This is a genomic window from Cupriavidus sp. 22TCCZM01-5 (genome assembly GCF_057798915.1).
Map to the genome: position 1 here is coordinate 127,611 of NZ_JBYOJR010000016.1, position 11,984 is coordinate 139,594.

The window sequence follows — 11,984 nt, forward strand, 5'->3', positions numbered from 1 at the left end:
ACCCAGATCGCTGCAAGGAAGAATGAAGAGCGCACTGTTCGTCGACTTCGACAACGTCTATTCGGGCTTGAGACGGCTCGACCCTGCCTATGCGGACCGCTTCGCGCGCCATCCCACCCAATGGATTGAGTGGCTCATTGGCACGCTGAGTTCGCCCGATCACGCGCCCGTTGGCGCAAGACGACGCGTGCTCGTTCGCCGCTGTTACCTCAATCCCCAGGCATACCAACGTTTTCGGCCACCGTTCAATCTGGCCGGATTCGAGATCGTGGATTGCCCCGCTCTCACCAGTGATGGGAAGACCAGCACCGATATTCATATGGTGCTCGACATTGTTGATCTCCTCCAACATGAGGCGGGATACGAGGAGTTCATTGTCTTCTCTGCGGATGCCGACTTCACCCCCGTTCTTCGGAAGCTGCGTCGCTGGGACCGCCGCACGACGGTTCTTGCCATCGGCTTTCCTTCGGCGGCGTACCGGGCATCCGCCGATCTTCTCATCGACCAGGACGATTTCATTCGCAACGCATTGGGATTTGACGACGATGTCGAAGCTCCGACGCCTGCCGGCGAACCAGGCGCATCTCGTGGAGAACTCGCCGAAGCCGCGTTCAAGCTAATGCATCAGGTTGTGGCGGAGGCTCCTGGGCCGGTGGCCCTCTCGCGCCTCGCGGCAGTGGTGCTGTCTGATGTGGACGGCATGGACGCCTCATCGTGGGCGGGGTTCGGCAGTTTCAAGGCGCTGCTAGACTCTCGAGGTCTGGCTCCCCTGCAGGTAAGCTGGGAAGGGGGCGGGTCCGTGCATGACCCGAAGCGCCATGCCGCGTCAACGCCGGCGCGCCGGCAAGGCAGTGGGGATTCCGATGGCCTGGCAAGGGCAGTCACTGACTTAGTGAAACTTGAAGTGAGCGGGGCCAAGCAGCCGATCCAATGCGCTACGCTTGCGAACCTTATTATCCAGAAGTACCCTCAACTCGCTGCGGATTGGAATGGCCGGGGCACCTTCCGCAAGTTTGCAGAATCCCTCGATGTTCGCCCCGCTGTATTCGACTGGTCCACCTCAGGCGGAATTGTCTCCAACGGAGCGGGCACCGCTCCCATGCAGCGTCAGCCGGACCTGTGGGGTGACGCTCAGCATCTTCACTCAGCTGCAAAGCAGGTGCATGAGGTGACTGGGGTGCCGCTGCTTTCCCCAGAGCGGTACCGGCTGCTGCTAGGGAACGTGCAGGCTGACGTTCTCGCCCATCCATTCCATCTCATAGAGACCACAAAGCGCGTGCGCGACCGGTGCAAGGCATCGGGGACGCCAATCAGTCGCTCGGATATTAACCACGTCCTTCGTGGCCTTCTCTTTTGCGGTCACTCGTTTGAAGACGGACCCAATGACACCGCATCCCTCGGTATGAAGTTAGCAAATAGCGTAAAAGCCCAATGCGTTCGAGAGCAGATGGTGCTCGATCAAACGATGGTTACCACCATTGAATTGTGGCTGGCTTGCCGCACGCTCTCACGAGAGAGCGCCTGAGGGGCCAAGGTCGCCGGAATGCGGGTCATAAAAAAGGGAAAAGTCGTCGGCGCAACCGCGCCCCGAATGTCGGCCGGTAGCTGACATAGAGAAGGAAAAGAGCATGACCAAAAGCGAACTGATCGACGCGATCGCAGCCGGTGTAGACGGCCTGACAAAAACCAAAGCAGAGCAAGTGCTAAATGTGACACTCAGCGCCATCATGGACGCAGTGGGCAAGGGCGAGCCTCTAAGCCTGATCGGCTTTGGCACGTTTAGCCAGGGCGAACGTGGTGAGCGCGTGGCGCGCAATCCGCGCACCGGAGAGGAAATCAAGGTGGAAGCCGCCAAGACTGTGAAGTTCAAGGCTGGCCAGAAGTTCAAGGATGCTGTCAACCAATGAACCCCCGAGGCGCAGGGGATAGCCCACTGACGGAAGCGACTTTCTGGCAGAACTAATCCCCTGGAAAAGCTCGCCACAAGCCACACGCTCGGTGCGTTTATGCATGGTCACGGCGTGAAGGGCGTCGTCGTGATCGCCCTTATTCTCATTGGTGCTGTCTGGGTATTCAAGCGGCTGTTCTAAGATAAAGCGGGAAGAAACAAGAGATGTCTGAGGGATTTCACGTACACGGCGCCCACGACCACGTGCTGGAACACGCAGCGGAAACTGGCCACGCGGATAGCTTTGCAGGGCGCATTGCCGTAATGACCGCACTTCTGTCGACGGCAGGGGCGATTTTTGGGTACCAGGGCGGGGCAACTCAGAACGAGGCCCTGTTGTTGAAGAACGAAGCCTCGATCCACAAGACTGAGGCAGCCAATCAGTGGGCCTACTATCAGGCCAAAGGACAGAAACAGGCTATCGCCGAACTCACCGCGCAACTACCTGGTGTCGATCAGGCTGCGGCCAAGCGAGAGGCCCAGCGGTACGGGTCCGAAAAGGAAGCCATTCGTCAGAAGGCGGACGCACAAGAACAGCAAGCAAGGCGAGCAGATGAAGCCAGCGAGGCAGCCGTTCATCACCACCACCGTTGGGCGCAAGCTGTCGTTGCCGTCCAGGTCGCGATCGCGCTTGCGGCCATCACCCTGTTGTCGCGCCGCCGGTGGTTACAGGCCGTCTCATATGGTGCTGGTGCAGTCGGTGGAGTCTTGGCCGTGCTCGCACTGCTTCACGTGTAGGAAAAGTACCTGGCGCGGTCTGCGCCCCAAGCACTGGCCGGCAGCCAGTATTCACCATATGAAGAAGAACGTTTTCGCGCTTACCGTGGGCTCCGCAATCGCAGCCTCGATTGCTGTCCACTCAGCTCATGCGCATACCGTCGCTTGGTACTCCGATCACATTGATGACGCCAAGCAGCGGGACAAGGAGTGCCAGACAAAGCTGACGTCTGACATCACACCAAATCCCGAAGAGAAGAGTGATTGTGACAACGCTGTGGTCGCTCTGATGACACAACGGTCCAAGCAGCCTGTCCCGCAGGCTACGTCTGCGCCGGCTCCAAAGTGGAAGAACATCGGTCACTGATCGTCGGTACATCGGAAAAGCGATTATGAACAAGACCCAGAAGGGTGGTGCATTCTCAGCGCTGCTGTTCCTAGTGGTTGTGCTTGTATTGCATAACCCATTCGATGGATACGACACCACTTGGACCGTGGTTGTTCCAGCTTCACGACTCTGGCATTGACGGCCTTGTTGGTGCCTTAAGACGACATAATCCACGAACGAGATACTGCATAAGACTTGAATATGAGCTACCCAGGACTGGAAGAAATGTTGCGTCGGGTTGTTACCGGCGATGATAGAGACGGCAAATCGGTGATCATCGTCGACGGCCCGCCGTCAGGCGCTTCGGTAGAGGCAGGGCTTGGCGGCTTAATGGAGATCTGGGCTGAGGGGCTTGGCGATACGCTTAGTCCGGGGCTGGCGGAAGACAAGGGGCCGGTGTCAGCGATTCTTGCGCCAGACGACGAGCAGATCAAGGTACGCTGGTTCGCCATTGAGCCGATGCCAGGCGGCGTTCCCGCTGAAACGCTACGGTCGCTGGCACGAGCAGGTTTTGCCCGGATTGGCGCGGATCACCACATGATTGACCAAAGCCGCCATCCCGGCATGCACGAGACGGACACTTTGGACATCATCTGTCTACTCAAGGGACGAGCAAAACTGATCCTCGAAAATGCAGAGACGGAGCTCGTGCCCGGCAATGTGGTCATCCAGCGCGGTACCAACCACGCTTGGACTGCAATTGATGGAACTGCGCTGTTTCTGGCCATTCTGATTGATCGAAAGCGTATCTAGCGGTGCGGTATCCGAGCTGGCCGACTACCGTAGCGATTAACCGTAGTCGCTTCTCAAGGTAATTGGCCCAGCGTTACCTATGCGCGCGAGATCGACGCCATCATTTGGGTTGGATCCCGGTCACGTTTGTCGCGGTATCGGGCAAGGGAATCGTGCGCCATGGGAACAGCATAGGCTGACGCTCCCCGGTGGCGTAGGCGGCGTTTTCCTACACAATTCCCGAATCAGCGTAGTCAGGCCGCCAGCCGATGCTCGTAATAAGGCCTGCTGCGGTCGTCGAGAATGGCATCGAGTGCCGGTAGGTTCCTGGGATCCGGGTGCAACCACGCGTCGACGTTCTCGCGGTGGATCGGCACGATGCAACGGTCGTGACCGGCAGCGCTCACTTCAGGCGGTGGCTCGTCAGTGATCGCGGCGAATGAGTAGAGGTCGGCTTCGCCCTCCCCGCCCTTTGTAAAGGACCACAGGCAGGCCACCAGCATGTCCTGCTGCGGCTCCGGGCGGAATTCCAGTACCACGTTCTCCTCGACCTCACCTGGCGCGAGCTCGCGATGCTCCATCTTATGCCGAGCGACGTTTTCGTAGAAGGCATTGATGTTCACGATGCCGTGCTTGTAGCCATAGAGCTGGCGCCAGGCCTTCTTGAGGCTGTCGCGGCGCGCATTGTAGGTACCCGGCTTCTGTCGTTCCATCGCCGCAGTCCAGCCAGGCAGGCGGCACTGATAGCGCATCGGAATGACGGTGAGCTGGCCATCCTCAACGACGAGCACGGGCGCGTAGTAACCCGGAAATATCCGCGAATCGCGAGGCAGTAATTCGGTGCGCTGCAAGTCCGCCAGGTTGCGCTGCGCCCTTGCAATCTTGTCCGTGGCGATGCGCTGGTCGTTCTCCGCCTTCTTCGTCGGCTTGGTGGCCAGCGTGCGCTCGGCAGTCGTCAGACGCGTCTTCTGCTGGAACAGCTCTGCCTCAAAGAGGCTAGCCTGCTCTCGCTCGGCCGCGGCGATCAGATCCGCAATGGCACGCTCAGTCTCGTTGGTCGGCGCCTCGAATGCAGCGCGCATGGCCTTGGGCAGCTTCGACCAGCCGCCATCACGTCGCTTTTCCCAGAAAAGGTCCACAAACCGCTCAAGGCTGATGCGCGCACCGAATTCTCGCACGTACCTGCGATAGCTGGCCTGGATTTGGGCGGAATAGCACATCAGTCTTCTCCTGACGCATCCATCTTGCGACCCGTATCCGGCGCCTGTTCACTGTATCGCCGGCGTGTCGCCTGAAAGTAGGTTACGTAACAGATCGCCTGCTCGCACTGTTCATGCGTCAATGCATGAATACTTGGTGTCGATAAGGTGAAATTAAGCTCGCTCGCCAACCACTTGATCGCCTTGCCGCGAGCCTCGAATGGGTTCACGCCATCGCGGCGCATCTTTGCGACCACCAAGGGCTCCAGCGCATCGTGCAAGCGCTTCTTCGCGTCGCGTAGTTCTGCGTTCGCAAGTCGACCGAGCGGTGTGTGCTGTCGGCTGCGAGAGCGGACGCCGATCCAGGCCTGGCATGGCACACAGATCCAGACGGGACCATGATCCTCAAGGTAGGGATATGCGGAGTCACCTGTCTGGGCAAGCTGGGCGATGTTGCCGCAGTCGTCGCAGACCGGCCGTACAGGTGCGGGAATGGGGCGGCCAACGCGCATCGCTAATGATTGATCGAAGGAACCTAGCAACAATGTTACCGAGTTTCTCGCCGGGGCGGCGCTACCGGCGCGGTTCACGCCCCGGGCCGGCGACGAACCGGCCGGATCAGGCGTGGTCCAGCCTCGAATTCCATGCTGGTCAGGCTCGAGCACGACCTACGCAGAAACGGGTACGCTCGGCCGCTGGGTAACTGCTCTGGCCCAGGCATCAGCTGAGATTGGCCTCCCGTGCCCCGTCGGGTCATTATTCGGAGGTGTGGCACGGGATGCAGCCCCTCGGCAGGTAAACGGTTTCCATGGTGTCGCCCCATCTGTCCGCGCATGCCATATCGGTGCGTACTCACCGCAATGCCAGCTTGCTCCGATTTTCTGTCTTAGATGCAAGCTCTCGCCGCACCTGCTAAGACCAGTGAAAGGCCACTGTGATCGTGGCTGGCCCACAGTCACATCAACCAACAATTCGATGTGTCTCGGCTTTGCTCCGCTGCATCGCAGCACGCGTAGAGCTTGATTCTGCTGACAAAACGGTTTAGGGTGAACGCTCGGTGTGCGCATATTCAGCGCGTCCTCGCACCGAGTTCACTCGGCCCCGTTCCTACAATCCCCCGTGGAACTCCATCCACGGACCTGCAGTCGTAGTTCCTTTTTCCGATCCAGACAAAGGAGCCTGACATGCTCAGTCCGCATGAAATCGCCGCGCTGTTACTGCTTGGCGATGCCCAAGACATCGACGATCTCGAACCAGAACAACTGGACGGATTGCTGATACACAAACTGGTGACGATGGAGCATGGCCATGGTAGCGGTAGTGCCCACCCTCGCTTGACGAGTCAAGGGGCTTCTATGCTTGAAGCCCTGCGCCGCATTCCGTAACACGGCTCGTGCGGCAGGCGGCGCGATCCTCGCTCTTGGCACCGGGAATGAATGGTGTCCACCTCCATGACTCGAGACGAGTTGTATGAGGTATCGATAGGCCCCGATCACGTTGAGACCTATTTGTCGCGAAGGATTGCTAACGCCGAATGCCGCGGATCACAATTGCCTCGTTGGAGAAGCGATATTGCTAGGCCCAGTGGAGCAACGTCATCGTGGACGGCCGACACGAATTCTTGCGACTGCCGCTTGCAGGTGATGCCAACTGTGGTGTTTGCATGATCGGCGCGGGCACTGCGGCTAGGTATCTTGTCGAGTTAGGGCGCGGATGCCAGGGTATATCTCGGAGTGCCACCGGGGGCCAGAGAAAAGATCATAGTGGCCGCACCGGCGTGCCGTCACGTGCCGCTTGTCGCGTGCCGCAATGCCTCGACACAGGCCGTGCGCTGCCTGAGTCTGCCCGCAGCCGGAGATGGCGTCGTGGTCGCCTTCTATGGTCAGTAGCGTAGTAGCGCGGATGTCTTGCGGACGCACAGGCTGGCCGTGCACGAACCAATTGCCGCGTGCCAGACGGAATTCCTGGAACACGATCTGGATGGTATCCAGGTAGAACTCGGCCGCCATGTCGAGCACCGCATGATGCGCATCGCAAACGCGCCGGAGGGCTTCGGCACGCTCGTAGTCGCCCAGCGCGAGCTCCAAATAGTAGTTCCAGTGCGACGTCATCAAAAGACCTGGCTGTGCTGCCATCAAGCCGGCAAGCTGCAGGAAGTTCGGGCACACCTTGCGACCGGCACCGGCGTAGCGATCGGGCACTGTATAGATCAAATTCTGTTGAAACCACATGAGGGAGTGGTCTGTGGCCAATTTTCCCACCGCGGTGGGGCTGCGACGCGCATCAATCGGCCCGCCCATGAGGACCAGGCTCCTGGGAGTCGGCTCATCCGCGCTGGCCAACAGGGAAATAGCCGCCAGGGCTGGCACGGTGGCCTGACAGATGGCAATCACGTGCAGCGGATCTGCCGCGCCAATCTGACGGATAAACGCCTGCAGTTCGGTGACATAGTCATCCAAGTGAAATGGCCCAGCCACCAGGGGCACGCAGCGCGCGTCAGACCAGTCCGTCACATAGACGATATGCTCGGCCAATAAGGTTTCGATGATCTCGCGAAGCATGACGGCGTGATGCCCAGCCAGCGGTGCACAGACCAGCACAGCAGGTCTTGGATGCGACGCGGCGGCGCCAAGTGCAACCGGATCAGGTGCGAAGCGCAAAAGGCGGCAAAATGCCCTCTCCAGGACGACTTGCTCGACCACGGGGATGACGCAGCCGTTGTGCTCGACGGCTGCGATACCGAATCCCGGCTTGTTGGGGGCTTGTCCCAGACGGTACAGCATTTCGTAACCAGCGGCAAAGGCGGGAGCGCCCGGTATCTGCGACAGGGGGTTCCCATGATCGGAAAACGCGCTCGCCGCGTTCGCTGCCCACACAGCGAATGGCGCGAATATTGCGCGCTGATACTCCATGAACCGGTAGAGCATGGAGGTCTCCAAGAAAGTACGCTGGGCAGGGTCTGCGGCCCCCTGTACCTAGCCGGGTTGCGGGGGGCGTACCAGAGTTTCACTATAGATCGGGCAGCTATTGCTGCAGTGCCAAAGATCGATGCAACACCGCTGCGGTGACCTGGTCGGTGGAATGACAGATTCTTTGGCCGCGGCGATCATCGTTAGCCACAGCACGTTGATGCGGCAATGGCTGAACAATGCGGAGGGATGAGCCCTTGGCCGAACCGCTGCGTCGGTACTAACCGGGGAAACTGACTAATTCGTGTTTCCGGATAATTTCCACCTGCTCATCGATGATGGCCAAAAGCTCGGCTACTGAGCCGGAGAAGCGCTGTCGTACCGTCTCTCGTGCTTTGCGCTCGCTGGCCGAACGCACGAGCTCGTAGCCACTACCCTCTTGCGAAAGACGGATGACTCTCAGCTCCTTGCTGGGCGGAACCCGCAGCCAATAAGAATACCCATTCCTTATCCCTTTCTCTGTGCGCTCGCGAGGAATCAGGTATGGCCGGGCAAGCATGATCTCGGCATGAATCGCTTCAAAGAACATGGCAGCAGTGCAAAAAAAACAAAACCCCTGCATTGCGGGCAGGGGCGAAATCTATTCCCTCGCGGGGTGCAGAAGCCGAAGTTTAGGCTTCTTCTGCAATCAGGAATCTCTTGGGGTTCTTACCAAGCCAGGCCGGTTGGCGACCACGGCCGGACCAAGTCTTCCCTGTCTTGGGGTCGCGGTACTTGGGGGGCAGTTCGGACTTCGGCTTGCTTGCACCGCTACCTGCTGGACGGCCGCGACGGCGCTTGGAGATGTCTTCGACCGTCAAGCCATACTCCGCCATCAGGGTCTGAATCTTCTCGATGACGCCTGCTACTTCATTCGCGCGTACCTCTTCCAGTTGGGCTTCGAGGGCCTGCTTCTGGGACATGAGTTCCTTATAGGATGCCATATGAGTTTCCTTTCTAGTCGAGGTCTGAGAGACGATAGTTTAATTCGATGTAATGCCACCCGAATTCAACGACATCGGGCCAGAAGTTAATGTAGGGCAACCCCCTGCCATCGCGAGATACATGAAACGTCAACTGCAGACTGGTTGGTCTTTTCAGGACTCCCTGCATAGGGGGCGTGACGCCTCGGCAGGATCCATGGTTTGTTTCTAAACCTGCCGATTTTGCGGGCGAGTGTGCATCGCCTCACAGCGGACCAACATCGTTCCCGCCGGCTCATCCTCTCCACCGTCAAAGTCAGGTTCTACGGCAACCCGCAGATAGGGCTGCCGCCTGCCTGGTCACATTGACAGTCTCGTGGAGAGTCGATTGAGGCGTCGTCGTTCAAGGGACGACACGCGTGCAATCGATCATTCCTGCTGGATAAGGAAACGCTCAGGCCTCTTGCCCAGCCACGCCGGCGTCCGGCCACGTCCCGACCAGGTTTTTCCGGTTTTGGGATCCATGTACTTCGGCGGCAGCGGTGCTTTCTCGGTGGCCGCGGACGCTGTACTTGCGGGCCGGCCCCGACGACGACGCGGCGCCACGTCTTCCGGCGACAGACCATATCGAGCCATCAGCTCGCGAATCTGTTCGATGACGCCCGCGACCTCAGTCGAACGCACCTCTTCGATTTTGGCTTCCAACGCTTGCTTCTGCGCCAACAATTCCTGATACGTTGCCATTCTTGTCTCCAATTTTTCAGTCACGTTTAATTTATACGCATTCTCAAGTCGGTCGGCAAGATAGTCGTTCGCTACCCTCAGACGGAACTTTGTAATCCGTTCAATCGAAATGAATGTCTGTATTAACGTATGGCCCGGGTCCCGGCCGATAACCTTCCCCATCCATGCATGGCCTGCACGTGCGGCCAATTACCTCATCCGTGGCTCGCGCAAATGGCTACGTTCGCGTTCTTGCCTCCCTCGCCTCCTGCGCCGGCAGCGCATGGCTTCAAGCGTAAACAAGTACAATCGGGCCAAAACTTCCTCCTGCCGTCCATGCCATATAAAGCTGCACTCGCCCTTGCCGCTCTGATGCCATTTATCTCTCCTCTTGCGAGCGCGCAGGTTCGTGGGGCAGGCTCAACCGCCGCGGCACCCGTCTACCAGATTTGGGCGGAATCCTACAAAGCGTCCACAGGCGTAAATATCGCGTACGAAGCGGTGGGCTCGAGCGAGGGCATGAAGCGCATACGCGATGGAGGCATCGATTTTGGGGCGTCGGATGTGCCACTTTCGGCGTCGGAAGCAAAGCGTGTCCATTTGGTACTGGTGCCAACCGTGGTAACTGCGGCTGTTCCGGTTGTCAATCTTCCTTCTGTTGCCCAGGGCCAATTGCGGCTTACCGGCGACGTGCTGGCCAAGATATTCCTAGGGAAACTTGACGCGTGGGATGCTACCGAAATTCAAGCGCTGAATCCTGGTATCTCGCTTCCAAAGCTGAAGATTCGACCGGTGGTACGCGCTGACGGTTCAGGCACGACTTTTCACTTCACGGACTATCTGAGCAATGTCAGCGACGATTGGAAGATCGCCTTCGGCACGAAGTCTTCCCTCTCCTCGCCGGTCGGTTTTCTCACTGCAAAAGGAAGCGACGAGGTCGTCCGAGCGGTCCGAAGCACCCCTGGAACCATCGCTTACATCGACTACAACTACGTGCTCGACGCCGGCCTGAGCCCCGTGCAGTTACGCAACGCTGCAGGGAATTTCGTTACCGCTCAGGTCAGCAGCTTCCGCGAGGCAGTGTTGAATAGCGACTGGAACAGAAAGGGCGATTTTTCCAGTAGTCTTGTCAATCGCCCGGGCCGAGACACATGGCCCATTACGATGGGCACGTTCGTTGCCGTGCCCGAAATCAGTAAATCTGCAAAGCAAACTCTAGCAGCGCTTCGCTTTGTCACCTGGGGATACTTGCGCGGAGACGACTTGGCCCGACGGGCGAAGTTCGTCCCCCTACCGGAGCGCGTTCAGGCAAATGCCTATCGCGAACTCGCGCGAATCACTGATGAGTCCGGTGCCATGATTGGCTTGCAAAGCATGGCGAGCACGCCCGGCCCCAAGCCATAAACGCCTTGAATTTGCCAAGTCCGCGGCGCAAAAGGCTCCTGAGCCAAACAAGACTATTGTGCTGAGGGCAATGCAGTGCCCTGCATGCAGCGAAGGAATCATCGAAGACCGCGAACTCCGCCACGCAGTCGGCGAGCCCCGACGTCATAAAATATCGACCATATAGCGACCCCTTCGGAGAAGCCGCATCGGTAGCTCTGAGCACCGCGCATCAACAGCCGTCGATGGGCCCTGCCCGGATACCACGCTTCGCGGTACATAGCCCCCCAGGGTCTTCCCAGCCTTATGCAAGGATTCCTATCTGCTCGAAGGGCTGCATCCAGCAAACGAAGCTGCCCCTTACAATGTTGCCGTGCAATATAGGACCATGGCCGAAGAAGCGCACGAATAGCCACACGCCATATTTGCGGCTGGCAAATACGCCGACCGCCGCCGAGGGAAGCCGCGGAGGACAGAATGGCGACAGCTCGAGCTGGAACCAGAGGGGAGGCACTGAAGCTCCTGGAAACAGAGGGAGTAACGGTGGTCGAGTTGGACTACGAGTCAGGTTGGCAGGATGCAGTTGAACTCGGCAGGCTCGGCCAGAAGGTTGGGATACGCGTCGAGTATCGCGGGCACGAAAACATTGCCGTACGCTCGCCGGCTGCGCTCGTTGCCGGCCTATTGCGACCAAAGACAACGTTCCGGCAGCGGAATCTGTACTGTCAGTTTGAGCTCAACGACTTGCCAGCAGATGAGCTAGAGTGCCTGGAGGCAAAGGCGGCGAGGTTGGGGGACTATATTCTCGCGGGGCACTTGATGAGAGAGGTGGATGCACATTGGACAGAGTAAGCTGGTGCGGTCTGTCCTTTCGACAATGAACAGTCCGCTGTCGGGAAGCGCGGGTACTCGACGGCGGGGGCCTGTCCGTATTTTTGTGTGCGAGGCGGTTTTGAATTCTGTCAGCTTCGAGCGGCAGTAAATCGCTCGCCATACAGAATAGCAAACTGATTCATGGCGGAC

General features: G+C 58.8%; 13 protein-coding genes. 7 read left to right on the forward strand and 6 right to left on the reverse strand.

Features of this window, described 5'->3' with window-relative positions; all coding sequences use genetic code 11:
- Positions 1 to 22 precede the first annotated feature (22 nt).
- The 4 genes from AC3FNH_RS16950 to AC3FNH_RS16965 all read left to right on the forward strand — a co-directional run bounded on the left by AC3FNH_RS16950 (position 23) and on the right by AC3FNH_RS16965 (position 3,806).
- A complete protein-coding gene (locus AC3FNH_RS16950) occupies positions 23 to 1,525 on the forward strand; it encodes an NYN domain-containing protein (RefSeq protein WP_488720892.1) in 1,503 nt (500 codons plus the stop codon).
- A 103-nt stretch (positions 1,526 to 1,628) separates the two neighbouring features.
- Positions 1,629 to 1,907 (forward strand): HU family DNA-binding protein, encoded by a 279-nt coding sequence (locus tag AC3FNH_RS16955; protein ID WP_488720893.1) that lies wholly within the window; start codon positions 1,629 to 1,631, stop codon positions 1,905 to 1,907.
- Between the two features lie 206 nt (positions 1,908 to 2,113).
- The gene (locus AC3FNH_RS16960) at positions 2,114 to 2,686 is read left to right on the forward strand and encodes a DUF4337 domain-containing protein (protein ID WP_488720894.1); all 573 of its coding nucleotides are present in this window, start codon (positions 2,114 to 2,116) and stop codon (positions 2,684 to 2,686) included.
- Positions 2,687 to 3,254: 568 nt separating this feature from the next.
- Positions 3,255 to 3,806 carry a cupin domain-containing protein gene (locus AC3FNH_RS16965; RefSeq protein ID WP_488720895.1) on the forward strand — a complete coding sequence of 184 codons (552 nt, stop codon included), beginning with the start codon at positions 3,255 to 3,257 and terminating at the stop codon, positions 3,804 to 3,806.
- A gap of 233 nt (positions 3,807 to 4,039) precedes the next feature.
- Here AC3FNH_RS16965 and AC3FNH_RS16970 read toward each other — a convergent pair whose 3' ends face one another.
- Positions 4,040 to 5,005 carry an SOS response-associated peptidase family protein gene (locus AC3FNH_RS16970; RefSeq protein WP_488720896.1) on the reverse strand — a complete coding sequence of 322 codons (966 nt, stop codon included), beginning with the start codon at positions 5,003 to 5,005 and terminating at the stop codon, positions 4,040 to 4,042.
- On the reverse strand, positions 5,005 to 5,496 hold the full coding sequence (locus AC3FNH_RS16975) for a zinc-finger-containing protein (protein WP_488720907.1): 492 nt from the start codon (positions 5,494 to 5,496) through the stop codon (positions 5,005 to 5,007). The genes AC3FNH_RS16970 and AC3FNH_RS16975 overlap by 1 nt, the downstream gene beginning before the upstream one ends.
- A gap of 672 nt (positions 5,497 to 6,168) precedes the next feature.
- Between AC3FNH_RS16975 and AC3FNH_RS16980 the strand changes: the two genes are divergently transcribed.
- Positions 6,169 to 6,369 carry a hypothetical protein gene (locus tag AC3FNH_RS16980; RefSeq protein ID WP_435385750.1) on the forward strand — a complete coding sequence of 67 codons (201 nt, stop codon included), beginning with the start codon at positions 6,169 to 6,171 and terminating at the stop codon, positions 6,367 to 6,369.
- 300 nt (positions 6,370 to 6,669) lie between these two features.
- Here the strand turns inward: AC3FNH_RS16980 and phaZ are convergent, their stop codons facing one another.
- From phaZ to AC3FNH_RS17000, 4 genes are all read right to left on the reverse strand, one after another.
- Positions 6,670 to 7,911 carry a polyhydroxyalkanoate depolymerase gene (gene phaZ, locus AC3FNH_RS16985; RefSeq protein WP_488720897.1) on the reverse strand — a complete coding sequence of 414 codons (1,242 nt, stop codon included), beginning with the start codon at positions 7,909 to 7,911 and terminating at the stop codon, positions 6,670 to 6,672.
- A gap of 262 nt (positions 7,912 to 8,173) precedes the next feature.
- Positions 8,174 to 8,482, reverse strand: a complete 309-nt coding sequence (locus tag AC3FNH_RS16990; RefSeq protein ID WP_488720898.1) for a hypothetical protein — start codon at positions 8,480 to 8,482, stop codon at positions 8,174 to 8,176.
- Between the two features lie 82 nt (positions 8,483 to 8,564).
- Positions 8,565 to 8,876 (reverse strand): H-NS histone family protein, encoded by a 312-nt coding sequence (locus AC3FNH_RS16995; protein WP_114135866.1) that lies wholly within the window; start codon positions 8,874 to 8,876, stop codon positions 8,565 to 8,567.
- Between the two features lie 408 nt (positions 8,877 to 9,284).
- Positions 9,285 to 9,599 carry an H-NS histone family protein gene (locus AC3FNH_RS17000; RefSeq protein WP_488720899.1) on the reverse strand — a complete coding sequence of 105 codons (315 nt, stop codon included), beginning with the start codon at positions 9,597 to 9,599 and terminating at the stop codon, positions 9,285 to 9,287.
- A gap of 315 nt (positions 9,600 to 9,914) precedes the next feature.
- Between AC3FNH_RS17000 and pstS the strand changes: the two genes are divergently transcribed.
- Positions 9,915 to 10,982 (forward strand): phosphate ABC transporter substrate-binding protein PstS, encoded by a 1,068-nt coding sequence (gene pstS, locus AC3FNH_RS17005; protein ID WP_488720908.1) that lies wholly within the window; start codon positions 9,915 to 9,917, stop codon positions 10,980 to 10,982.
- 456 nt (positions 10,983 to 11,438) lie between these two features.
- Complete coding sequence (locus AC3FNH_RS17010) at positions 11,439 to 11,813, forward strand: PHA-granule associated protein 4 (RefSeq protein WP_488720900.1); 375 nt, start codon at positions 11,439 to 11,441, stop codon at positions 11,811 to 11,813.
- Positions 11,814 to 11,984 lie beyond the last annotated feature (171 nt).

What these genes read in the sequence shown, in the direction of transcription:
- AC3FNH_RS16990 (WP_488720898.1), bottom strand. Translation starts at nt 8,482, where the DNA reads ATGTTCTTTGAAGCGATTCATGCCGAGATCATGCTTGCCCGGCCATAC.
- AC3FNH_RS16975 (WP_488720907.1), bottom strand. Translation starts at nt 5,496, where the DNA reads ATGCGCGTTGGCCGCCCCATTCCCGCACCTGTACGGCCGGTCTGCGAC.
- AC3FNH_RS17000 (WP_488720899.1), bottom strand. Translation starts at nt 9,599, where the DNA reads ATGGCAACGTATCAGGAATTGTTGGCGCAGAAGCAAGCGTTGGAAGCC.
- phaZ (WP_488720897.1), bottom strand. Translation starts at nt 7,911, where the DNA reads ATGCTCTACCGGTTCATGGAGTATCAGCGCGCAATATTCGCGCCATTC.
- pstS (WP_488720908.1), top strand. Translation starts at nt 9,915, where the DNA reads ATGCCATATAAAGCTGCACTCGCCCTTGCCGCTCTGATGCCATTTATC.
- AC3FNH_RS16960 (WP_488720894.1), top strand. Translation starts at nt 2,114, where the DNA reads ATGTCTGAGGGATTTCACGTACACGGCGCCCACGACCACGTGCTGGAA.
- AC3FNH_RS16955 (WP_488720893.1), top strand. Translation starts at nt 1,629, where the DNA reads ATGACCAAAAGCGAACTGATCGACGCGATCGCAGCCGGTGTAGACGGC.
- AC3FNH_RS17010 (WP_488720900.1), top strand. Translation starts at nt 11,439, where the DNA reads ATGGCGACAGCTCGAGCTGGAACCAGAGGGGAGGCACTGAAGCTCCTG.
- AC3FNH_RS16995 (WP_114135866.1), bottom strand. Translation starts at nt 8,876, where the DNA reads ATGGCATCCTATAAGGAACTCATGTCCCAGAAGCAGGCCCTCGAAGCC.
- AC3FNH_RS16970 (WP_488720896.1), bottom strand. Translation starts at nt 5,005, where the DNA reads ATGTGCTATTCCGCCCAAATCCAGGCCAGCTATCGCAGGTACGTGCGA.
- AC3FNH_RS16950 (WP_488720892.1), top strand. Translation starts at nt 23, where the DNA reads ATGAAGAGCGCACTGTTCGTCGACTTCGACAACGTCTATTCGGGCTTG.
- AC3FNH_RS16980 (WP_435385750.1), top strand. Translation starts at nt 6,169, where the DNA reads ATGCTCAGTCCGCATGAAATCGCCGCGCTGTTACTGCTTGGCGATGCC.
- AC3FNH_RS16965 (WP_488720895.1), top strand. Translation starts at nt 3,255, where the DNA reads ATGAGCTACCCAGGACTGGAAGAAATGTTGCGTCGGGTTGTTACCGGC.